The organism is Ruegeria sp. H3 (assembly GCF_056533095.1).
This window is the reverse complement of the sequence record NZ_JBQFOD010000012.1, coordinates 109,391-132,110: the sequence shown is the minus strand read 5'-3', so window position 1 is coordinate 132,110 and position 22,720 is coordinate 109,391. Positions and strand designations below refer to the sequence as shown.

Annotated in this window: 17 protein-coding genes; 9 read left to right on the top strand and 8 right to left on the bottom strand. The window is 55.5% G+C overall.

Annotated elements, in window-relative coordinates:
- Positions 1-208: 208 nt before the first annotated feature.
- From ACR0JE_RS14945 to ACR0JE_RS14925, 5 genes are all read left to right on the top strand, one after another.
- Positions 209-2,386 (top strand): serine/threonine-protein kinase, encoded by a 2,178-nt coding sequence (locus ACR0JE_RS14945; protein WP_480864735.1) that lies wholly within the window; start codon positions 209-211, stop codon positions 2,384-2,386.
- Positions 2,387-2,597: 211 nt separating this feature from the next.
- Positions 2,598-3,575 carry an FHA domain-containing protein gene (locus ACR0JE_RS14940; protein ID WP_480864734.1) on the top strand — a complete coding sequence of 326 codons (978 nt, stop codon included), beginning with the start codon at positions 2,598-2,600 and terminating at the stop codon, positions 3,573-3,575.
- A gap of 3 nt (positions 3,576-3,578) precedes the next feature.
- A complete protein-coding gene (locus ACR0JE_RS14935; protein WP_480864733.1) occupies positions 3,579-4,364 on the top strand; it encodes a PP2C family protein-serine/threonine phosphatase in 786 nt (261 codons plus the stop codon).
- Between the two features lie 19 nt (positions 4,365-4,383).
- Positions 4,384-5,646, top strand: coding sequence for a substrate-binding periplasmic protein (locus ACR0JE_RS14930; protein WP_480864732.1), 1,263 nt, complete (start codon positions 4,384-4,386; stop codon positions 5,644-5,646).
- Between the two features lie 45 nt (positions 5,647-5,691).
- Positions 5,692-6,798: a peptidoglycan-binding protein LysM gene (locus ACR0JE_RS14925; protein WP_480544071.1), complete on the top strand. Its 1,107-nt coding sequence runs from the start codon at positions 5,692-5,694 to the stop codon at positions 6,796-6,798.
- A gap of 49 nt (positions 6,799-6,847) precedes the next feature.
- Here the strand turns inward: ACR0JE_RS14925 and ACR0JE_RS14920 are convergent, their stop codons facing one another.
- Positions 6,848-7,702, bottom strand: coding sequence for a polysaccharide deacetylase family protein (locus ACR0JE_RS14920; RefSeq protein ID WP_480544070.1), 855 nt, complete (start codon positions 7,700-7,702; stop codon positions 6,848-6,850).
- Between the two features lie 4 nt (positions 7,703-7,706).
- Positions 7,707-9,479 (bottom strand): carbamoyltransferase family protein, encoded by a 1,773-nt coding sequence (locus ACR0JE_RS14915; protein WP_480864731.1) that lies wholly within the window; start codon positions 9,477-9,479, stop codon positions 7,707-7,709.
- Positions 9,480-10,015: 536 nt separating this feature from the next.
- Between ACR0JE_RS14915 and ACR0JE_RS14910 the strand changes: the two genes are divergently transcribed.
- The 3 genes from ACR0JE_RS14910 to ACR0JE_RS14900 all read left to right on the top strand — a co-directional run bounded on the left by ACR0JE_RS14910 (position 10,016) and on the right by ACR0JE_RS14900 (position 14,274).
- Positions 10,016-11,587, top strand: coding sequence for a carbamoyltransferase C-terminal domain-containing protein (locus tag ACR0JE_RS14910; protein WP_480864730.1), 1,572 nt, complete (start codon positions 10,016-10,018; stop codon positions 11,585-11,587).
- A 99-nt stretch (positions 11,588-11,686) separates the two neighbouring features.
- Positions 11,687-13,213, top strand: coding sequence for a hypothetical protein (locus tag ACR0JE_RS14905; RefSeq protein ID WP_480864729.1), 1,527 nt, complete (start codon positions 11,687-11,689; stop codon positions 13,211-13,213).
- A gap of 65 nt (positions 13,214-13,278) precedes the next feature.
- On the top strand, positions 13,279-14,274 hold the full coding sequence (locus ACR0JE_RS14900; protein ID WP_480864728.1) for a glycosyltransferase family 2 protein: 996 nt from the start codon (positions 13,279-13,281) through the stop codon (positions 14,272-14,274).
- A gap of 19 nt (positions 14,275-14,293) precedes the next feature.
- On the opposite strand, the gene ACR0JE_RS14895 is transcribed toward ACR0JE_RS14900, so the two are convergent.
- Together ACR0JE_RS14895 and ACR0JE_RS14890 are read right to left on the bottom strand one after the other, a co-directional pair.
- Complete coding sequence (locus ACR0JE_RS14895) at positions 14,294-15,454, bottom strand: glycosyltransferase family 4 protein (protein ID WP_480864727.1); 1,161 nt, start codon at positions 15,452-15,454, stop codon at positions 14,294-14,296.
- Positions 15,455-15,530: 76 nt separating this feature from the next.
- Complete coding sequence (locus ACR0JE_RS14890) at positions 15,531-16,838, bottom strand: lipopolysaccharide biosynthesis protein (protein WP_480864726.1); 1,308 nt, start codon at positions 16,836-16,838, stop codon at positions 15,531-15,533.
- A 583-nt stretch (positions 16,839-17,421) separates the two neighbouring features.
- Here ACR0JE_RS14890 and ACR0JE_RS14885 point away from each other — a divergent pair.
- Positions 17,422-18,138, top strand: a complete 717-nt coding sequence (locus ACR0JE_RS14885) for a sulfotransferase (RefSeq protein WP_480864725.1) — start codon at positions 17,422-17,424, stop codon at positions 18,136-18,138.
- 251 nt (positions 18,139-18,389) lie between these two features.
- Here the strand turns inward: ACR0JE_RS14885 and ACR0JE_RS14880 are convergent, their stop codons facing one another.
- The 4 genes from ACR0JE_RS14880 to ACR0JE_RS14865 all read right to left on the bottom strand — a co-directional run bounded on the left by ACR0JE_RS14880 (position 18,390) and on the right by ACR0JE_RS14865 (position 22,717).
- Positions 18,390-19,571, bottom strand: a complete 1,182-nt coding sequence (locus ACR0JE_RS14880; protein ID WP_480864724.1) for a glycosyltransferase family 4 protein — start codon at positions 19,569-19,571, stop codon at positions 18,390-18,392.
- A 129-nt stretch (positions 19,572-19,700) separates the two neighbouring features.
- Positions 19,701-20,759: a glycosyltransferase family 4 protein gene (locus ACR0JE_RS14875; RefSeq protein ID WP_480864723.1), complete on the bottom strand. Its 1,059-nt coding sequence runs from the start codon at positions 20,757-20,759 to the stop codon at positions 19,701-19,703.
- A 6-nt stretch (positions 20,760-20,765) separates the two neighbouring features.
- Positions 20,766-21,767 (bottom strand): glycosyltransferase family 2 protein, encoded by a 1,002-nt coding sequence (locus tag ACR0JE_RS14870; RefSeq protein ID WP_480544060.1) that lies wholly within the window; start codon positions 21,765-21,767, stop codon positions 20,766-20,768.
- Complete coding sequence (locus ACR0JE_RS14865) at positions 21,764-22,717, bottom strand: NAD-dependent epimerase/dehydratase family protein (RefSeq protein ID WP_480864722.1); 954 nt, start codon at positions 22,715-22,717, stop codon at positions 21,764-21,766. The genes ACR0JE_RS14870 and ACR0JE_RS14865 overlap by 4 nt, the downstream gene beginning before the upstream one ends.
- Between the last annotated feature and the right edge of the window lie 3 nt (positions 22,718-22,720).

Below are 22,720 nucleotides of genomic sequence, written 5' to 3'. Positions count from 1 at the left end.
ATCAATATGTTGATCTCTGCTATCCTATAAATCAATATGTTGATAAACGTCCGAAACGATCCATAGTGAAGCCATCGGGCGGCCCCAATAAAGTCTAATTTGAAACGTCTAACCGTTCTCAAGTGACCTGCGGTTGTTTTAGGTTGTCAGTTTCGGGCGGTTTGCCCGGTTGTTTTACCGCAAAAATGTGTAGAACGGGCGGATTGAAATGAGCCACAACCAGGCAGTCGGTGCATCGCACGACGAACCACATATCGAAGGATTGGAACCCGGCGCAAAGCTTTTGCGCGGACAGTACGAAATCCTTCGCTTTCTCAGCAATGGTGGGTTTGGCATTACCTACCTTGCGCGGGATAGCCTTGAACGGGATGTGGTGATCAAGGAGTGCTTCCCAGGCGCCTTGTGCCGCCGCAACGGTGACCTGGTTGAGCCAAACGATCCCGCACTCAAAGAAGACCTGCGCGCTATTATTGACTTGTTCATTCAGGAAGCCCGCAACCATGCCCGCCTTGTGCACCCCAACATTGTCGATGTGCATCAGGTCTTCGAGGACAACGATACAGCCTACATCGCAATGGATCTTATCCGTGGATGCGACCTGCTGGACTACGTAGAAAATCCCGACACCGAAAGCGGCCCTGACTTCATCGTTCAGGTGACCGAAAAGATGCTGTCGGCGGTATCATTCATTCACCAAAGCGGCATGCTGCACCGGGATATTTCGCCCGACAATATCCTGATCGACGAAAACGGTGATCCGGTCCTGATCGACTTTGGCGCGGCCCGCGAACAAGCGGCAAACAAATCCGCTGCCCTGTTGACCCTGCGGGTGATCAAAGACGGGTATTCGCCGCATGAATTCTACGTGCGCGGGGCCGAGCAGGACCCAAGCAGTGACCTCTACGTTCTGGCTGCTACGCTCTACCACGCGATTAGCGGGGAACGCCCGGTCGATGGCCAGTCTCGTCTAAGCGCATTCAACAATGGTCAGGACGACCCCTATGAACCACTGACCGCTCGGTTTGAAGGTTATCCCGAAGGCTTTTTGGAAGCGATCGACAAAGCGATGGAAGTCCACGCAACGGATCGTTTGCAAACCGCCCTGGATTGGCTGCGGATGTTCCGTGGCCCAGGTGTTATGTTTGACACATTTGCCTATCGCCCAGTTTCAGTGATCGTGGGCATGGATCGCAAGGACAAAGAAGAAGAGAAAGAGCGGATCAAAGCAGAGACCGAGAACGCCGAAGCCGTTGTGACCGCGCTGCTGGCTGGCAACTCTGACATCGCACTTGGCAATGAAGACAAAAAAGAAGACGAACTAGCCAAGTTTACCACAAAGGAAGACGCTCCGATCGCCGTGGATACCGTTGTGCAAAGCGGGTCGGGCGGCAACGGCAAACTGCTTGCAGGTGTAGCAGTTGTGGCCCTGGCCATAGCCGCGGGTGGATACTTCGTTGTGTCCGGTGGCGACAAAGCGCCCCAAACGACGGCAACAGCCTCAGTGGCAGAGCCCGAGACGCAAGCAGCAAAGACCGCTGTTGTTGCACTGGAAACCACCGCGGAACCTTCGGTGGAAGAGACTTCAGAGGCGCCTGTCGAGCAGGCAACCTCCGTTCCTGCGGAACCGGCTGCCACAGAAGCAGCCGCCGCAGAACCGAATACCGACGTTGCAGAAGAGGTTACAGCCGAAGCTGACGCGACTGACACAGAGGTGGCGACCGTTGAACCTGAAGCTTCGGCCGAAGTTTCAGCCTCGGCAGAGCCGACGATTCCTGGTGTGCTTGCTGAGGATCAGGTTGCCTTCGCGCATTGGGATGTTGACATCCCGTTCTCGGTTTCGCGCCGTCGTGCGGTTACCGGAGACACGTTTGCTGTAACCGCCGTAAATCCGGGTCAGGACATGTCGGTTATTGGTGACTGGATCCAGCGTGGCGCAACGATGTTCACACTGAACGGTGACCAAATCCGCTCTGACGCATCTTTTGCGGGCCAGGTTCTGGACGGCTTCAATGTTGATCCCGACGGATACATCCGCGTCGCAGCACGGTATCGCCTGCGGGGTGAAACCCGTGTCCAGAATGGCTTGATGGCTCTGCCCGCAATCCGTGCCCTCGGGCTGCAGAATGGGTATGAATTCACTGTGCGTAGCGATGGAGCGGACGGATGGCAAACCGTTGTATCCAACGTGCCCTCAGATTCGGCCGGCGATCTAAGTGACGGAGATGTGTTGCTGAGCGAAGCCCAAACCGCAACAAATCTGAACACCGCAGAAAGCTTGGATGAAACGCTTGCTGCGCTTGTGTCCGAAAATAAACCCATAGCGCGCTTCACTGTATTGCGCGGCGGGGTTGAAACAGCTGCAACGATGCAGCTTGAGCAGGAGTGATCAGACCGGTTCCCAGGTGATCTGCCAGTGTTGTGTTTGCTGAGGATGGCATTTGAAAAAGTCCATTCTGACGGGGGCCGGACCGTCGCAGAGAGTTACAAGTTCTAGTGGTTTTCCAAAATGATAAGTGCCGATGTGCCCACCGCGCAGAGGTAAGTTGTGGTCCCAAGGCGCATAAGTTGTGTGCCGTTCAAATAAAGGTGTCGACGCCATGTTCAAATACAAAAGCCCTCTGAGCCGGCTTCTAGAAGGCGCGGGCAAAACAGAAGAAAAAGACGCTGCCGAAAGCGTGGCACCTGCCGAGGAGACTGCGGAACCCATCGCCGATTTCAACGCATTGCGCCAAGCTTTGGCTGGCGGCAACGCGACATCCGAAACCTACGAGGAATCGGATGAGTTGATGCCGGAAGAAAAGATGCCGGACTTCGCCGAAGAGGCTGCAGTTGAAACGCCTGAAGACGTGGCCGAAGAACCTGTCGAGCAACCGCTTCAAGAAGACCATCAGACAGACACACAGAATGTCGAGTCATCCCCAGAAGCCCCTGCCGAAGACGATCCGGTTGTAACGCTGCGCCTTGGCACCGAGGACAGCGTGGGCGTGGTCGATGAGACGCCCGAAGCACCCACCGCAGAGGCTGAAGAACCGGCTCCAGCAGCGCCAATCGAAGACGCGGCGCCAGCAGAAGAGGTTGAAGAGTCTGCACCAACACCCGCCGCTGCGCCTGCCACGGATCGCCGGGCGCGTGTGAAAACAACCTTCCTGGGTTTCGAGCGCGCTGATACCCATGTTCAGGACATGATGGAAGCTGCCGAGCCCGTCTCCAAGACGGAAACCGCGCAGGAAACCTTCCCGGTTGGCTGGTTGGTCGTCACTGCCGGACCTGGCCGCGGGGCCAGCATAACTCTGACCGAAGGCCTGATGCAAATCGGCCGGAACGACGATCAGGCGATCCAGCTAGATTTCGGCGACACGGGCATCTCTCGCGAAAACCACGCGGTGATCGCCTATGACCCGGAGGATCGCAAATGCTATCTGGGTCACGGTGGCAAGGCGAACCTGGTGCGTCTGAACGGCAAACCCGTACTTAGCACCATCGCCCTGACCAACGGTGATCTGATCCGTATCAGCGAAACCTCGATCCGCTTCATGTCCTTCTGTGATGACGGCTTTGACTGGCGGGATTCGTAACTGATGTTGGCGACTCCGGCATATGACATTGCCCTGATCCTGAATCAGGGTCAGCGCGACTCGCAGGAAGATGCCGTCGCCGCGCGGACCTTCGATGCAGTCGATGCGGGCTATATTGCAGTCGCCGATGGCATGGGCGGTCACGAGGCGGGTGAGGTTGCCTCGGAGCTGGTGATCAATGCCTGGCGCGATGCGCTGGATGATGAGCTGGATGTCGAAACGCTGTCAGAACGCTCACTTGTTGATGCGCTGCCGCTTGCTGCGATGCAGGCCAATGCATCCATTGCCAGCCACAACGAAGAACAGGGCTTGGGCTTTAACATGGGCTCAACGCTACTGGGTGTGCTTTTGCTGGGCCATCGCGTCTACTGGATTTCGATCGGTGACAGCCCGTTCTATCTGTTCCGGGACGGCGCGCTATCACAGATGAACGAAGATCATTCGATGGCACCTGCGATTGACGCACAAGTTGCGCAGGGGACCCTGACTGAAGAACAGGCCCGTGCGCATCCGGATCGAAATCAGCTGACGTCGGTCGTTATGGGCGGTGCAATCCCAAAGGTCGACTGCCCCGAAGAGCCGCTGAACCTATCTGCGGCTGACATCGTTGTCCTCGGCAGCGATGGGTTGCAGACCCTTTCAGACAGCGAAATCCAGGATGTGCTGGCTGAAAACCAGAACGCGTTGGCGCAAGAGATCGCCGATGCCTTGCTGCAGGCCGTTTTGGCCAAGGCAAAACCCGATCAGGACAACCTGACAATCGCGGTCGCGAAACCAAACAAATCATAACAGGCAAAGCAACCAGACCATGAGAAAGCACCTTATCATATCAAGCCTTGCACTTGCCGCTGCCACTGGCTCGGCCTGGGCGCAAGAAGCGTGTTCAACCTATGAAATCCAGCGCGGCGACAGCCTGCGTGAGTTGTCTATTCAGGTCTATTCGACCGAGGATTTCCGCGTCATCTATGATGCCAACCGTGATGTAATCGGATCTAACCCCAACATCATCCGTGTTGGTGATGTGCTTACAATGCCATGTCTTGAAGATATCGGCCGCACCTCGGTCCTTGTGGACACCGAAGAAGGGCGTCTGGCGACTGAAATGGCGGCTGAGCTTGTAAAAGCGGCGGAAGAACGCGCCGCAAAAGCGATTGCAGACGCCGAGGCACGGGTGGCCGCCGCTGAAGCCGAAGCCCAAAAAGCCAGTGAAGATGCAGTGATTGCCGCAAAGGCTGCGGCTAAAGATGAGATCGAAGCGGCGCGCGCCGAAGGTGCGGCGTTGATCCGTCAGGCACAAACCGGTGAACGGCCCGAGATCCGCGACCGGCAGCTTCTGCTGATCACGGGCGGTGGTTTCATGCCCTTCACGGATGAATCGCTGCCAAACCGCGGGCTATACACCCACCTGGTAGAAACCGCGATGTTGCGCGCCGCACCTGAACAGGGTTACAAAATCCAGTTCGTGAACGACTGGTCCTCTCATCTGGACCTGTTGATGCCAACGTTGGCGTTTGATGGCACGTTCCCATGGTCGCGCCCAAATTGCGAACAGGCAGAAGCCTTGTCTGAAAGCGATCGGAACCGGTGCGAAACCTACAACTTCTCAAACCCGTTTTATGAAGTTGTGGATTCATTCTTCGCGCGCGAAGGTTCGGGCTATGAACAAACACTGAGCTATGCGGATTTTGCCGGGACGACGATCTGCCGCCCCGAAGGCTGGTCGCTGTCGCATATGGATGCGGTCAGCCTGTACGAGCCGGTTATCACCCTGTTGCGCCCGGTCGACCCCGATGATTGCTTTCACGCCGTGATCGAAGGCCGCGCCGATATCGTTGCCATCGAGGCCCATCTGGCGGTCGAGGCGATCTCGCGTTTGGGATACGAGCACCGCATTATCGAGAACCCCAACCTAGCGGCGGTAAAGTCGCTTAACGTCATGACCCATAAAGATAACCCTGATGGGGAAGCGATCCTTGAGACGCTAAATCAGGGACTGGCAATCATGCAGCAATCCGGAGAGTGGCGCGATATCGTGTCGACCGCTCTGCGACATCAAATGGAAAATGGATAAGGCCCAGCACGGCCTAAGAAACCTACAAGTCTGGAGGAAGTGGACATGTTTGAACTCAATATTAAAAAAGTGGTGATGTCGGCCACTGCCGTCACTGCACTAAGCGCTGGTGCAGCAGCCGCGCAGCAGGCCTGTACGAACTATACCGTTTCGGATGGCGACACGATGGCGACCATCGCGATCGCGGCATATGGCACGTCAAACTACCAGCCGATCTTCAACGCGAACCGCAACATCATCAGCAACCCAAACGATCTTGAGCCCGGTATTGTTCTGGCCCTGCCTTGTGAAGATGGTAGCCTGCCAAACGGCCAGTCCGCGCAGGACATCATCGCGGCAGAAGAACAGCGTGCTGCGAGCGTAAAACGCTCGAATGTCTATGCCCCACCGATCAAGATGGTCGCGGGTAACGGGTGGGAGCCGTTCACCACTGAAAACCTGAGCGGCGGCGGCATCATGACCCGTCTGGCCACCACCAGCCTGCAGCGTGCAGGGAACAGCCGTGAATATTCGGTCAGCTTCGTGGATGATTGGTCCTCGCACCTGGACACACTGTTGCCTCTTGGCGCGTTTGACATTTCTATTGCCTGGACCGTACCTGACTGTACCAACCGCACCTATGAATGGTCAGCAGCCACCGAGGCCCGCTGCACACAGTTTGTCGCATCGGTTCCGGTGTATGACATCGTTGGCGGTTTCTTCACCCTGCCTGATAGCGAATATGCAAGTGCGACGGATTTCAAAGATCTAGAGGGCGCAACGCTCTGCCGTATGGCGGGCTGGAGCATGGTTGTTCTGGAAGAAGTTGGTCTGAACAGCGACAACTTGACTTTGGTCCATCCCAATTCGGCGCGTGAGTGTCTGGATGCGGTCTTGACCGGTTCTGCTGATGTGGCCGCGTTTGAGGTCGACCTGTTCGCATCTACCATGAACGACATGGGCCTTGGCTCGAATGACATTGTCGAAAACCCGTTCGTTTCGACACTGTCGTCAATGGCCTTCCTGGCGCATCGCAGCAACCCGTTTGCCCGTGAATACATCGCAATGATGAACAAAGGTCTGAACGAAATGCGTCAGTCCGGCGAATGGTATGCGATTATTTCGGATTCTCTGCGTGAGCAGAACGAGAAGCTGAATTCAGCTTCGAACTAACCCTCGGTTCATCCGAACAAACTGGGCCGATCCTTTGATCGGCCCTTTTTTATTGGGGGATCAGTTGGTCCAATCGACCGGATAGCCCTTCGGGAGGCAACAGCCGGGCAATCTTGCGCAACAACCGCTTGCCACCCAACCGCAGCCACTGATTTTGCCGAAGTCCCCAATAGGCAGCAGTTTTCGCCCCCAAGGCGGCCAGTTCCTGTCGTGATACGCGAAACGCCTGATGGCCTGATATCTCATACGGATGCAGATAGATATGTGGGGCCAACCCGTTGGATTTAGCCTGTTCAATCAGATCCCTGGCCACATTATCTGGTGCGAGTTTCAGGTAAGTTCCGCCCAGACGTATCTGCGGCCCCCTTCCCCTGTATTGCGAGGAAAACAGCGGCAACACATGCAGCGTTGACAGTCGCATCTTATCCGCAAAGTCCCGACATTGATCCGGGGACCCAAAGAAAGACGAACTGTCATAGTCGAAATGCCGCTCGATCAACTGGTATTGCTCGGGCGTCTCGCGGTTCACATGGAACTTCGGTGCGCGAAACCCTTTAACAGGAGCATTCGCCGCCGTTTGCAGTTGATCTTTCGCACGCGCCAGCATGGCGTCGACGGTTTGCGCCGACTGCCGGTTCATGCTGTCGTGATAGTGATAATGGCAGGCAATTTCATGCCCCTGCCCCGCAATATGTGCAATCAGGTCCGGGGCGCGTTCGGCGACTACGCCTGTGCAGAAAAAAGTGGCCTTGCGTCCGTCGGGACCACCGTTTTCCTGTAAGAAGCCGTCAATCAGTTCATGGCTCTGCCACAGGGCCTCTGCGCGCAATGGACCGGTTTCCCAGATACCAAGATCGCGCTTCAGGTCGTGGGCGAAATCCTCGAAATCAATGCTCAGATACACGTGGTCACGCCACTGCTTTGCTAGGGCTTTCCTCTTTCAATGCCTCGCGCAGCACAACGAAATCCCCGATGACCAGCGCATCTACGCCAGAGGCCGCAAAAGTCGCACAGGCATTAAGCGGCGAATAGACGATCGGTTCCTGAATGTTGAACGAAGTGTTCAGCAGGACCGGCACTCCGGTCTTTTTACCGAACTTCGTCAGCAAGGCGTGGTAGATCGGGTTGGCTGTTGGCGAAACCGAATGCACGCGCGCTGTCTGATCCGTATGGGTGATGGCCGGGATGTCTTTTGCCCGGTCATCGCGCACGCGGGCAACGATGTTCATGTAAGGGCTGGTTTGGTCGATCTCAAAAAAGTCCGCCGCAGCCTCTTCCGCGACGCTGGGTGCAAAGGGTCGGAAATGCTCGCGCTTCTTGATCTTGGCGTTGATGTCATCGCGGATGCTGTCCTGCCGGGGATCGGCCAGGAACGATCTAGTGCCCAGTGCCCTCGGGCCAAACTCGGCCCGGCCCTGGAACCAGGCGATAATCTTGCCATCGGCCAGCAGGTCCGAAACCTTTTCGATCAGCTCATCCTGCGGCAGCGCAGTTTGTGGCTGCGCACAATAGTCATTCAACGCCATGGTGATCGACGCCTCGTCCCATTCAGCACCCAGATAGGGGTTGCGGACTGAGGCCATATCGACCTGATCATGCGGAATACAGGCCAGCGCCGCGCCGACGGCGCAACCGGCATCATGTGGTGCAGGCGGAATGATAATCTCATCAAACGTCCCGTTCGAAATTAATGTGCCATTTGCCGTCACGTTCAGCGCGCAGCCGCCGGAGATAACAAGTTTGCGCAGGTCAGGATTAGCTTTGCGGACCGGCTCCAGCACGTGGTGCAATGCGTCCTCAAACGCGGCCTGAACCGACGCGGCCAGATCGATATGGCGTTCATTTGGCACGGTTCCGGGCTCGCGCGCCTTGCCGAACAGCTCTTCCAAACGGGGATGAAAGACACCGCGCAGGGCCGAGTGATAGTCGCACAACGTGGTGTTCACCCGGTAGCCGCCATTGTCTTCTAACAGCAGGATCTCTTTCAAGATCGCATCGCGGTAAATGGGTTTGCCATAGGGGGCCAGCCCCATCATCTTGTATTCGCCTTCCAGCATCTTAAAGCCCAGAAAGCCGGTGAAAGCGGAATAGAAGTGACCCAGAGAATTTGGCCAGCGGTGATCGGCGATCTGCTCGCGCTTGCCATGGCGCATCGTGGTGACAATGGTCGAGCTTTCTTCGCCGCCACCATCGTAAGACAGCGATACAAAACTGTCCCAATCGCGCATCGCTTCGGCGTACAACTGATGGGTCAAGTGGTGATTGATATAATGCAGTTTGAAATCACAAGGCCCGTGTTCCGAAGTCAGAATCTTGCGGATTTTGAACAGGTCCATCCAGCCGCTGTCCTGCGGCGTTTCTCCGCCACTGCCTGACGAGAACAACGCGCCGATTCGCGTTGTCACGCCTTTGGCCGCCGATGGGCTTTGCAAAATCTTGCGGACCGTGCCCATTCCGCGCCCGGCCATGCGCCAGGGCTGCCAATACACGGCGACCTCGTCGATATCTGCGAATTTCAGACCACCGATCCGAAGCACTTCCGAGATTGCATGATGGGGAAAAGCACCGTCGTTCTTGACCCGAGTCAGACGCTCTTCTTCAACCGCGGCAACCAGTTTTCCGTCTACAAACAACGCCGCTGCGCTGTTGTTCATCGTTGCCAAACCCAAAATTACTGACATAACCTAAAACACCCTTGGCCAAATAAACTGCCGTCAACGCGCACACCGTAACGGCCTTCGCATTCGCTGTGCAAGGATGTAGATCACACAAGCGCCACAGAAATTACGCAAGTCTACGGAAACTGGCTGAACGGTCTGAAAATCAACGTATTTGTCTGAGGTATTGTGCAATCCGCTGCAGATGTCTCTTTGCGCTGACTGGTTTTGAACTGCGAACAATCCCCTGGTTTTGTCGAATCCGTTTACGATTTCCACCCTCACAGGATCAAACACCACGCCCTCGGAAAAGAGTGTTTACAACACCCCTGTTCGGTCTGTTAGGTTGCAGCCGTTGAGTTTGGCATTTGGTTTGGTTTTCGATTTTCAGGTTTGCGTATGTTCCAATCTCGCCAATGTTTCAGCCCGTTCGATTTTGCGGGATCATGGCAAGAGCGCAGCAAGAACAAACTGTTATGACGGGGATAGCCCGAATACTGCCTGTAAAGGCGGCGCATCCTGATGAATGAGATACCGACCCGATTTACGAGGTGCAAGGGATGAAGATTCTGTCGTTCAAATCTGGCCATGACGGCACCGTGGCGGGAATCGATTGTACGAACAAAAGCCTGTTGTTCTCGTATGAGGCCGAAAAGAACAGCTTTCCCCGATACACGCCGGTGACCCCGGATACGTTCATTGATGCGGGGCTGTGGTTCAAGGATCTGCCAGAGATTTTGGCTCTCAGTGGCTGGTCCAGCAGCGGAATGGATCATGTCACCACCTCTGGTGCGGGGTACTTCGGCATCGGCCAGGGCTCGGAAAGCGTGGGCAAACGTACCTTCTTTGGTAAAACGGTCGACTACTACTCATCCACGCATGAACGGGCTCATATCTGGTGCAGCTATGCGCTGTCACCCTTTGCACAGGGTGAGCCCTGCTACGTGCTTTTGTGGGAAGGCGCCTTAGGCGATTTCTATGAAATCGACCGCAATCTGAACATTCATCATCGGGGCCAAGTGATGACCGCACCAGGCAGCCGGTTCGCGTTCCTCTATGCTCTCGCCGATCCCGAGTTTCCGATTTCGGGCGGTGAGATGCGCCCGTCGGACCCAGGTCGCCTGATGGCCGCTTGCGCCTTTGGCGCGGCTGGTCCGGTGGACGAAGATGAACAGGCGTTGATCGATCAGATCCTGTCAGTCGACCTAACCACGCACCCGTTGCGCAAAAGCTCATTCGTAAACTCGCCGTTTTTCAATATCGGTACTGACAGTCAGAGGCTCAAGAATCTGGCAACCAAACTTTCAGACGCCATATTCTCGCGTTTTCATCAGTTCGCGGAAGTAAACCTGCAAGAGGGTTTGCCGCTGTTGATCGCCGGCGGCTGCGGCCTGAATGGGAACTGGAATGCACAATGGGAGAACAGCGGCCTGTTCCGAGAAGTGTTTGTACCGCCCACCACAGGGGATTCGGGATGTGCAATTGGTACGGCTGTCGATGCAATGCGACACTATACGGGGCAAGCCAAACTGGAATGGTCTGTCTATGCTGGTCAGTCTTTCACTGACGACAAGGTTGAGTTGGAGGGGCTGAAGGCCTCGGAACTGAACCTCAAGACCGTCGCGCAAGCACTTTACGACGGAAAAATCATTGGATGGACGCGCGGCAATTGTGAAATCGGCCCACGCGCGTTAGGCAATCGGTCGATACTCGCGGCCCCGTTCAAAGCAGAGACGCGCGCCAGGTTGAACCGGATCAAGGGACGCGCAGAAAACAGCCCCGTTGCCCCGTCTTGCATGGAAGAAGACGCCGCGCTGCATTTCGCGATGAAAGGCCCTTCGCCCTATATGCTTAGCTTTCATCAGGTGACCGATCCGAATTTGGCAGCTGTAACACATGTGGACGGCTCGGCCCGCGTGCAGACCGTTCGGCGTGACCAGAACGCGTTTTTCTATGACCTGCTGGCCGAGTTCAAATCGATCTCGGGCACCGGAGTTCTGTGCAATACTTCACTGAACTTCCGAAACTCCGGGTTTATCAACACCTCCAGCGATCTGGCGCATTATGCGAGGCAGGTCGGGCTGGATGGTTTTGTAGCAGGAAACACGTTTTACGAGATTATCGACGGTTGAAGGTATCTAAGTTCGGGCATCCGGACAAACAGTTCAATTCCGAGTATTGTGATGAAGAGTAATGAGTCTGTGTTCAGCACGTATCAAGGGAGGCCGGCAATGAGAACGGCCGATACTATTCATGTAGAAAAACCCGATCTCATGTGGTGCGCAGTGATAGTGCTGCTTGCGGTGGTATTGTTCTTTGCCGCGACCCCGTGGGGTATCGGAGTCCGTCCGGATTCGGCCTCATACCTTGGCTTTCCATTCTATTTTCAGGGGCATTCGCCAGGATACATCTGGGCAATCGATATCGTCGAAAGCCTTGGAATGGGCCCGCTGACTGCGGCCACCGTGGTCAACCTGTCTTTTCTGTGCCTGAACGCGTTGATGACATTTGCGCTCGCGCGCGGGTTGGGGGCGTCCCGGTTGATCGCGGGCTTTGCGGCGCTTTTGATCGTAACGTCTCCTTTGGTTTTTGAACTACATGTGACCGTCCTGTCCGAAGGAATGTTCATCTTTTTGATGCTGCTGACACTGGCGTTGTTGAGCGTCTATGCCGGTACAGGTGCTGTGCGGTTTCTAATCCTGGCCGGGCTTGTGTCGGTTCTGGTGTTCCTGACCCGTTTCAATGGCGCGCCTATTTGGGTCGTGGGGGTTTTGACACCCCTTTTTCTGGGACCACAGGGTATAAAAACCCGCTTGCTGCATGCCGGAGCCTTTCTGGCCGCGGTGATCGCCCCGCTGATGCTGTGGTCATACATCGAAGCCGCAGCCGGTGGATCGGGACTTGGGCGAGAGTTTGCGTTTCTGGGCAACGCAACATGGGCCATTCTGATACAGGGCGCAAACTCGATCTGGGTGTCGTTCTTCCCGAATGTGGTGCCCGATATCCTGAAGATCGCTGTCAGCCTGGTTCTGATCGGTCTGCTGATCTGGATTGTCTGGCACGAAACCATGACCCGTGTGGTCAGGCGCGCGCCGGATGCGGATGACCGGTTTGCCGCGTTTCCACTGTTGGCGACTGTTTACATCTTCGGTCATTTCGCATTGCTGCTGTTGTCGATCTTGATCGAGCCAAATCTACCTTTGAAACCTTCGTATTTTGCGCCGGTCTATGTGCTGCTGATCATCATGGGCGCGCAATACTGTGCGCGCTTTGCGGCGGGCGACGGCTTGCAGCGCTGGACCGGGCTGGCCCTGTTAGGGCTCGGCGCGTTGGTTCTGATCTCAAACATAGCCAGAACCGGAAATCTGATTACCGAGTTTCGGGAAGAGGGCATCTTTTTCGCAGGTCCAAAATGGTATCAATCGCCGCTGGCGGCTGAGATTGGCAAACTGGACCCCGAAACATTTGTGTATTCCAATGCCCCGGACGTGGTTCATCTGGTCACGGGATACAAAACCACCTGGTTACCAATGAAATTCAACCGACGCACGGGGTTCGAAATCCCCGAGCGGCCCTATGCCAAAACGCTAGGTGAAATGCGGGAAGGTTTGGCAAATGGAACAGCTGTCGTTGCTTATTTCGATGATGTGACATGGCGGTTCTACCTACCCACTCAGGACGAGTTAACGCAAGAACTGAACCTGACAGAGGTCATCCGTACAACAGATGGAACTCTTTTGAACACGTTAGGCAATTAACGACGTGCCGACCGGCCTGCCCTGCGGTTACACTTCCTCAACTTAACTAAGCTGAGGGGCGCGTCATGCTTATGACGAAAGCCGAACATGAAGTTGGCACCGACGAAGCGCTCTGGCAGCAAGGGCTTGAGATTGCGGTGATCCTGCCCTGCTATAACGAGGCAGTCGCCATTGGCGAAACCATCGCGCAGTTTCGGGCATCTTTGCCAGACGCGACCATCTATGTTTTTGACAATAACTCAACCGACAACACCTCGCAGGTCGCGCGTGAGGCGGGTGCCGTGGTTCGCACCGAAAATCTGCAGGGCAAAGGCAATGTCGTCCGCCGGATGTTCGCGGATGTCGAGGCTGATGTTTATGTGATGGCCGATGGAGATGCGACCTATGACAGCGCCGCCGCGCCCCAGCTTGTCCAACTTCTGGTGTCGCAGAACCTAGATATGGTGAACGGTGCGCGCGTGAACAAAGAAACCGAGGCCTATCGGCGTGGCCACAAGTTCGGCAACGCGCTGTTTACCGGCTTGGTTAAGTTCTTCTTCAGCGACAAGATCAACGATTTGCTGTCAGGCTATCGCGTGTTCAGCCGCCGCTTTGTCAAAAGCTTCCCGGCCCTGTCGAACGGATTTGAGATTGAAACGGAACTGACGGTCCACGCCATGCAGATGCGCATGCCCATCGGCGAAGTTCAGACGAGCTATTTCTCGCGCCTGCCGGAATCAACCTCGAAGCTTTCAACCTTCAAGGATGGCTGGCGTATTCTCAAGATGATCAGCCTGTTGATCAAAGAAGAAAAGCCGATGGTCTTTTTCATGTCGCTGGCTTTGATCTTCTTTCTTCCATCGTTGTCAGTGTTCCTATCGGTCTTGAACGAGTTCCTGCAAACGGGGATCGTCAGCAGGTTCCCATCTCTGATTGTGGCGGTAGCGGGGTTTGTGGCTGCAATGTTGTCGGTTGTCTGCGCCTTGATCCTGGATTCATTGGCGCGCGGACGGCGCGAGATTCGGCGCCTGTCCTATCTGCAGTTCCCGGGTGTCACTCAGACAAACGCACCCAAAGACTGACTTTGGGTGCAGTGCAGGCTCAGCCCAGAAGCTGGTCGTAGATTTTGCACACACCGTCAATGTGAATGGCCATCCCGAAATTCTCTCGGGCATAGCGCTGACCGGCGTCGATGATCCGCTCCTTCAACGCTCTGTCATTATGCATCCGTTTGACGGGTTCAACAAAGGCCTCGGCGTCGAATGGATCAACAAGAAATCCGTTCTCACCTTCAATAATTGCCTCAACATTGCCGCCGTGCCGCGTGGCCACCACAGGGGTGCCTAGATACATGGTTTCAATCAATGTGCGCCCAAAGGGTTCATCCAATGCTGTGACCAGATTGGCGTCCATCGCGGCCATGTAACCGTCGATCGGCTGACGGAAGCCCATGAAGTGAATCTGGCTATCCATCCAAGCCTCGGATGCCAGGTCTTTGCAGGTTTTCTCCAATTCACCGCCCCGCTCGCCGACGCTGCCAAACAGCAGGCCGTGCACCGGCACATCGGGCATGGCCTTTTGAATTGCAGCGACCGCTTTGACAAAATGATCAGGGCGTTTGCGCGGAACGTAATTTCCGAAATACCCCAGCAATAGCGCCTCGGACGGGAGGTTCAGTTCGGCCAACACGTCCTGCCGTGCTTGCGCGGGATCGGGCGGGTTGGGATTAAAATCGAACGGGCTACGGATTACGCTGAACTTCTTATCCACCGACCGCACCGGCTTGCTGGGTTTCGAAAAATGAGAAACGCTGATGATATGATCCGACAGCATCGGGGCCAGCTTGTTGATCCCAAAAGCGGTCGGGTCCTGCCGGTGATGCCAGATATGCTTACGACCTGACAGTTTCGTCGGCAGCACCCAGTTTGAATGCATGCGGCCTTCGTTCGTATGGACGATATCCGGTTTGATCCGGTTCAGAACCGAGATGAATCCCGGGACGCTGGACATCAAATACTTCACGGGCCCGCAATCCCCGTCATATTTGATTTGTCCCGGCGACATGAGAGCAGGCTGTTTGAGCACCTCATAGCCCAGTCCTAGTGATTTGGCGTAATCCCCCGCCAGACCATCCTGATAGTGCACAATAATATAGGGTTCGTATATTGATCGGTCCAAGCCTGCGGCCAGCTTCATGGCCGAGACATGGCTTCCACCGATGACGGTGTCCCCTTCAAAAGGAAACAGGATTCGTTTGGTCATTTGTCTTCTCGTTAATCTTAAATCACTGGTAAATGCGGGGTATTCAAACGTGGTTTCTTAGTATGTTGGCGATCCCCTATTGCCGCGCCAGATGTGACCGGATGGCAAAGATGCATCCCGTCGTCCAGACGATGTTGAAAACCACATGGGACAGGGCGACACCCTCGATTCCCAAAACATAAAGCAACGGTATGAACGACAGCGCAAATATTCCGGTCGCCACCATTGTTGTCCGCACCAATGCCCGATCCAGCCCCATGCTCAGCATGGTTGGATTTAACGACAACCCGCCCAGATAGATCACCGCCGCAAACATCAGAATTGTCATAACCGGAGCAGCGCCCGCAAATTCCGCCCCGAACAGCAAGACCGCGAGATCAGACATTTTCCACGCCAGCGGGATCGAAATCAGCAACGAAACGCTCAACATCACCAGCGAGACGTAGCGCACAAGTTTCCAGAACTTGGTGAACTCCTGTGCGGACCAAAGCCGCGTCATCTCAGGGTACAGGACCTGTCGGATCGGGCCGCCGATACGCACGATATTCGTCATGATACGTTTGCCGACTTGATAGAAACCAACCGAGGTAACATCCAGCAGCGCCCCCACGACAAGCACGTCAAGCCGTTGGGTCGATTGCCGTAGCACCACGTTGAAGTTCGAATTCCACAAAAACCGCAGGAACCGGGGATTCTGCTTTAGCGCAGTTCTGAGGCTCAACCGCATAAAGCTGTGTACCCCCCGCCGTTTCAGTTCACGCAGCGCAAGGCAGAAGGCAACAAGGCCAGTCAAAACCTGATGCATCAGCATCAGAGCCAGAAACGCCCAAAGTCCCAGATCCAGCAGGAACACAATGATCGTGCCCACAAGGCGCAAACCGGCGACCACCATGTCTGACACAGCCAGCAGATCAAACCGGTCATGAACGCGCAACACTGCAATACCGGTGGGCCGCAGCGACAGGAACAATCCCAAGGCTACAAGAACGATATAGGTTGAACCGCCGTCTTCGGGCAGGCCGATCAGCGGGGCGAGAAACGGTGCAAGCAAGATGGCGACCGCGCCTGCCAGAAGGCCTCCAAGAATATCTATGACAACCGACAGTTTGATCAGATGTGCAAAGCGGTTTGTATCCTCCTCGGTCAGCGCGTCGCTGCCGTACTTGATCACGGCCTGCCACGGTTCCAGCCGACACAGCCGGTCAAGAACCTGCACGTAAGCATCAACCAAAGCCAAAATCCCCACCGCAGCAGGGCCGACCGCGCGCGCGGTGATGATCAGAGTCAGCAGCCCAAACACCGCGATGAGTATCTGGGACAAGAACAGCCAGGACATGTTCTTTGCAAGCCGCCCGATCAGGGATTTGGCGTCAAAACGGATCATGGTCTTGATGGATGTTCCTTCCGGGTGTCGCCCCGGGCACCTGAACTTAACATGGTGCAAAACAACCTTGGCACTCGTCTCAGGTCAAATACCTTTCGTCACTCATTAAATTTCAAATTTTGGCGATTCCAAACTACTACTTATTCTATCATTTTGTTTTTTGGACTTGTATCCTTTTACGAAAGCGAAGTTTGATAACGAAATCCAGTCCTGTTTTTGGAATCCCGTTTTCCACAAAGAGAGCTTACAATAGGGGCCGGTAAATGCAGAGGGGAAAAGTCTTGAAGACTTGCCTTTTGGTGCGAACGCGTTTGGTTACGATTTGAGTTTGGGTATTGATTAACACCATATGGAACAAGCAAAAATTCTCATACACATTGGGTACCATAAGACCGCGACATCTGCATTGCAAAAGCAGCTGTTCTCGGCAACTGATGGGCCGTTTGCCACCCCGCCGGGTGAGCCAAAATATGTCTTGTCGAACAGATTCGTATTGCCGCAACCCTTAACTTTTGATCCGAACGCCGTTCGTGAACAATACGCTGGTTTTCTGGATACTGCCCACGGATCAGGAAAAGTTGCCGTGTTCTCGCACGAACGATTTTCTGGCTATCCGGCGACCGGCGGATTTGACAGCCCGATGATCGCCGACCGCCTGAAGAAGACATTTCCGGATGCACATGTGCTGATCGTCTTCCGCGAACAACTGTCCAGCATTCTGTCGATGTACAGCCAATACATCACAGATGGCGGGCACAAATCGTTCAAACGATACATCGCTCAGGTCGAACCAATGATGCGCCGCGTGCCCATGTTCAGCTCGGAATTCTATCACTACCATCGCCTGTTCAAATATTACCAAACGCTGTTCGGAGAAGACCGTGTGCACGGGCTGACATATGAACAATTCGTCCGGGATTCGGACGCGTTTGTATCGCAGCTTTGTGGTGGGTTGGGTGTTGCAGCCCCAAAAAAGCAGTTCGACCGTACCAACACCAAACGGTCGCAAAGTTTTCAGGTGCTTCAGCGGGTGGTCAATCGGACGCTCAGCCGAAACCAGCTCAGCGCCGGAGCATTCGTTCCTTTGCCGAACGCATCCCGTAGATTCGGCAAACTCAGTGGCCCACTCAGCCGGTTATTCCCAACCGCTTTGGATACTATGATCGAACGGCGCACGGCCAAATATGCTACTGAACAGTTTGATGGGGCCTTTGCCGAGTCCAACGCAGCTTTGCAAGAACTGACAGGGCTGGACCTTGGCCAATACGGGTATCAGATGCCCGATCGCCAGACGAACTAACCCTATCCAACCCCCTGATAAAGCAAATGACCAGCACCCCAAATGCTGGTCATTTTTTCGAGTGAGTGATAGTGCCCGAAGGCGCCACCGGTATTTATCTCAGGTTGAACCTAACTTACCAAAGCTTGTGGGCCACGGATATTAGGGGAATCCCGTAGGTTTGATGATTTTCCCCCAAAAAACCGATTATCATTCTGTAAATAATAAACTATTTACAGCACACCGCATGACTTTACGCGCAGGTCAGATGTTCACTCGGAAGATGAGTAAAGCTGTTGATCCGGTCTCAGAAGACCCATTTTGCGCAGCAGAATAGTGTTGATACGCCGGACATCAAAGACAGCCTCAGCCCGACTGCGGGAGGCCTGCCCCATCTGCGGAATCAACTCGGGGCTTCTCAAGAAACGGGCCATCGCTTGGCTCAGCGATTGCGGATCACGCATCGGAACCACAAAACCGGTCTCAGCTTCGATCACCGGGTCGGCGCATCCAGGTGCGTTTGTCGTTACAACCGCACGCCCTGTCGACATCGCTTCGAGGATCGTGCGTGGTATTCCTTCGCGATAGGCCGACGGCAGCACAAAGACCGAACAATTGCGCAGGTAAGGTCTGACGTCATCTGTTTCGCCCAGATATTCGATCACGCCTTCCCGTTCCCATTGATCGATTTCTTTCTGCCCAACAGAATCCGGATTGGCATCCATAGGGCCCAGCAACTGGAACCGCGCCTGCGGATAGTCGCGTTTCAAAAGCCGGGCAGCTTCGACGTAGTCAAAAACGCCCTTTTCCTTCAGCAGGCGCGAAATCATTAGAAAGACTGGCGGGCCATCTGGTGGATCAAATGGCGCGTATTTATCAAGATTGACGCCCGACCCTGGCACAACGCTCAGCCGCGTGCCCTGCCCGACCATGCGACGATCTTTGAACTCCTGCTCGTCAACGGTGTTATAGACCAACAGCTCATCCACACCCCGTAAGGACAGTCGGTACATATTGGCAGACAAGGCACGGACGGCACGACGTTTCAGGCTAGTGTTCTGCGCATTGAACACATAGCCCAGGCCTGTGCACATCGCGTATTTCTGCGGAACCCCAGCCAGACGCGCAGCCAGACAGCCATAGATGATCGGCTTCATCGTATAGGCAAAAACGGTATCTGGCGCGAAATCGGCAAAGATCTGGCGCAAGCTGCGCAGTGTTTGCAGATCCGCGATCGGGTTCATTCCGGTGCGCGCCAACGGGAAATGTACGAATTTCACTCCGATCTCGCGCAACGCTTCTTCACTGGGCGCGTGACGTTCCGGGCCGCAGGCGATCACTTCGGCGCGCATCGACAACTCGCGCAGCAGATCATAGCGAAAATTGATCAGCGACGAGGTCAGATTGGCCACAACTGCGATCTTGCGCATCGGGGCGTCTTGTTCAGCTGTCATTGTATTCACAGTTTGCAACACGGCACACTCCGATCCGCCGATGTGACGATCAGGCTGGTCTTGGTTGATTTGGTGCTGAAATAACTCACCCCGGAGAAACCTTCGCTGTGTCAGTGCGCAGAATTGGCCTTAGGCCACATCGTCAATTGTTTCGTCCCACTCTGCAAGGATGTTGTCGGGGGCCAACCAGACCCTGCTTTCCAAATCCGCATCGCGCATCTTCTGCAACAGCTCGGGCGATGAGGACAGCCGCAGAACGGCCTGCGCCAGACCATCCACATCCTCGGGCGGAACCAGCAATCCGTTTTCCTCGGGCCGTATCAACTCGCGCGGGCCATATGGGCAATCGAACGAAACTAGCGGCAAGCCCGTGACTGTGGCTTCGGCCAGCACATTGGGGAACCCTTCATAACGCGATGAGAAAACCAGAATGTCGGCATTGTCCATCCATTCACCCGGCGCAGCACTTGAGCCTGGCATTGAGACGACATCTCCAAGCTGCAGCCTATCCCGCTGCGCCTCCAGCGCTTTGCGCGCGGGGCCTTCGCCATAGATGGTCAGTCTTGCACCGGGATTGCCCGCCAGGATTTGCGGCATGGCATCAAGCAGCAGATCAAATCCTTTTTGGTGATCCAGACGCCCCACCGCGACAAGATTTGACGATCCTGTTCCCAGATGTTCGCGCGCGCCGGTGGGCAATGCGCAAGGGTTTGCGATAATCCGCGCCTTGCGCTGTATCGCGCGGGGCAAATCCTCGCTGGCGCGCTGTGTTTGCATCACAACCGCGCGGGCCCGCCGCGCCAGCAGGTTCTGAGCATGACGCCAGACCGGATTGGCGGTCTGCGCGCGCGGGTTGTTTCGTTCGGATATGATCACCGGGGTCGCACGATCCAGCGTCGCAATCAAGGTCAGCACGTTGATCTTGGTCAGGAAGCTAATGATGACATCTGGGGCAACCTGCTGGATCACTGATCGGATGTGGCGCAACCGATCCAATTGTCCACCACCCGCTTGTGCGACGTGAAGCGTAACCTCGTCGGGAAAAGGGAAATACGAACCACTAGGAGGCATAGTCAGCCCAGCCACGTGAACCTCATCCCCACGCTCAGCACGATGCGCGGCCAAAATCGATACGATCTTCTCCGCTCCGCCAGCGCCGAAACCACCCTGAATGATTAGGATCTTCACGCGGTGCTATCCTGACATCTTCTTGCGCGGTTCTTCGGTCTCGCGCAGAGGCTGTGTCAGAGGCTGATCGCTGGGTCCGGGTCTGTTGAGTTCATGTTCGACAATAGGGCGATTCAGGTCTTTGGATTGCAGGAAGATACGACCGATATACTCCCCCAAAATACCCAGGAACATGGCGTTCAACGTCATCGACAACAGCAGCAAGATGGTGGTGGTCGCAAAACCAGCTGGCCATTCGGCACCAAAAACCAGCTTTGCAATCAGATAGCCCACCATCAGCAGGAACATCGAAAGACCGACCGTCAGGCTGATCATCGACGCCAGCCGCAGGGGCAACAACGAGTGGTTGATCAACCCATCAACGGCCAAAGACAGCATCGCCCGGAACGGAAATTTGGATTCCCCGGCGGTACGCGCCACGCGGTCATATTCAAATCCGACCTGATTAAAACCCATGCCGCTGATCAGGCCCCGAACATAGGGTGAGCGGTCATCGACCCGGCGTAGCTCATCCAGAATGCGGCGGTCGGTCAGGCGAAACTCACCCGCATTGCGCGGTAGATCATCATCGCTGATCATGTCGATCAACGCATAAAAGGCGCGCCGGGCCCAGGCCACCAATGGGCCATCCGGCAGGCTGCGGCGAATGCCGTAAACCACGTGATTGCCCTGACGCCACAGATCTAGCATCTGCGGGATCAACTCGGGCGGATCCTGCATGTCACAGTCCAGCTGCACCGCACAGGCACCGTTGGCCGAACGATAGGCCGTCAGGACCGAAGCCTGATACCCCATGTTTCGCGCAAATCGGATGACACGAACGCGCGGGTCCTCTTTGGCGATCTCGGACAGGATCTCGAATGTACGATCTTCCGAATGGTTGTCGGTAAAGATGATCTCAGGCTCATACCCGTCGAGCCCGTCAAACACCTGAATGACTCGGTCATAAGCCGTCCGCACGTTGTCTTCTTCGTTATAGGCCGGGATAAGTATAGAAACGAGTGTCATGAAACCGATCCTGTCAGTGTCGCCTGCGCGCGCATAGCCCATTCGACCGTCTGCTTCAGCCCATCCTGCACATTGGATTCGGGCCCCCAGTCATAGCTGGATTGCATCAGACCGGGATGGTTGATCAAATCGATTGGCGCACCAGTGGGAGAACCAAACTGTAGCAAATCCTTAGGCGCGTTCGAGAGGCCCTGCACCATCTTGGCCACATCCCGTACCTTTGTCGCCACACCTGTACTGATATTGACGACCGGACCCGCGGCCTTTGGGTCAGACCCCAGCATCAACAGGCCGCGCACGGCGTCATCGATGTAAAGCAAATCGCGCGCATCCTCGGGGCGACCGATCTGGGCTGGTTTGTTGGTTAGCAGGCTTTCAATCAGGTAAGGCACCAGCTGCTGCCCGGTTTGACCCGGGCCATAAGTCAGCGACAAGCGCGCCGTCACCGCAGGAAATGGCAGGCGAGGCTGCAACATCTCAAGGTACTTTGTGCCGGTCAGCATCGAAGTGCCATAGCTGTCGCGCGGCTTTTCACACTGCGTTTCGAGATAGGGAACCGGGTTGTCCCCATATTCTGCAATCGTGCCCAAACGTACAAATGCACCCGGGGGTGATTCACATTCCGCCGCAGCACTCAAAACTGACAGAATGCTGTCGACATTTTCCCTCAGGCTAGCGGACGCATCACTCAGATCCGGAGTATTCGGAATGCGGGTTTTTGCAGCCGCGTGAAACACCAGATCTGGCTGGGCCTCGTGAAACGCTCGCGCGACTGCTGCAGTGTCGGTCAACGCTACCCGAGCCAAATGAATATTCGCAGCCACATCAGCCAACCGATCAATGCCTGATCCCGGGCGGACCAATGCGGTCACCTCATCCCCACGAGCAACGCAGGCCCGCACCAGATGCGAACCGATAAAGCCGTTTGCGCCGGTGATGAGCACACGCATCAT

Excerpts from the sequence above, each read along its gene's own strand:
- ACR0JE_RS14915 (WP_480864731.1), bottom strand. The coding sequence starts at position 9,479 with ATGTCAGTAATTTTGGGTTTGGCAACGATGAACAACAGCGCAGCGGCG.
- ACR0JE_RS14925 (WP_480544071.1), top strand. The coding sequence starts at position 5,692 with ATGTTTGAACTCAATATTAAAAAAGTGGTGATGTCGGCCACTGCCGTC.
- ACR0JE_RS14870 (WP_480544060.1), bottom strand. The coding sequence starts at position 21,767 with ATGACACTCGTTTCTATACTTATCCCGGCCTATAACGAAGAAGACAAC.
- ACR0JE_RS14930 (WP_480864732.1), top strand. The coding sequence starts at position 4,384 with ATGAGAAAGCACCTTATCATATCAAGCCTTGCACTTGCCGCTGCCACT.
- ACR0JE_RS14865 (WP_480864722.1), bottom strand. The coding sequence starts at position 22,717 with ATGCGTGTGCTCATCACCGGCGCAAACGGCTTTATCGGTTCGCATCTG.
- ACR0JE_RS14940 (WP_480864734.1), top strand. The coding sequence starts at position 2,598 with ATGTTCAAATACAAAAGCCCTCTGAGCCGGCTTCTAGAAGGCGCGGGC.
- ACR0JE_RS14900 (WP_480864728.1), top strand. The coding sequence starts at position 13,279 with ATGCTTATGACGAAAGCCGAACATGAAGTTGGCACCGACGAAGCGCTC.
- ACR0JE_RS14890 (WP_480864726.1), bottom strand. The coding sequence starts at position 16,838 with ATGATCCGTTTTGACGCCAAATCCCTGATCGGGCGGCTTGCAAAGAAC.
- ACR0JE_RS14935 (WP_480864733.1), top strand. The coding sequence starts at position 3,579 with ATGTTGGCGACTCCGGCATATGACATTGCCCTGATCCTGAATCAGGGT.
- ACR0JE_RS14910 (WP_480864730.1), top strand. The coding sequence starts at position 10,016 with ATGAAGATTCTGTCGTTCAAATCTGGCCATGACGGCACCGTGGCGGGA.
- ACR0JE_RS14945 (WP_480864735.1), top strand. The coding sequence starts at position 209 with ATGAGCCACAACCAGGCAGTCGGTGCATCGCACGACGAACCACATATC.
- ACR0JE_RS14905 (WP_480864729.1), top strand. The coding sequence starts at position 11,687 with ATGAGAACGGCCGATACTATTCATGTAGAAAAACCCGATCTCATGTGG.
- ACR0JE_RS14880 (WP_480864724.1), bottom strand. The coding sequence starts at position 19,571 with ATGACAGCTGAACAAGACGCCCCGATGCGCAAGATCGCAGTTGTGGCC.
- ACR0JE_RS14895 (WP_480864727.1), bottom strand. The coding sequence starts at position 15,454 with ATGACCAAACGAATCCTGTTTCCTTTTGAAGGGGACACCGTCATCGGT.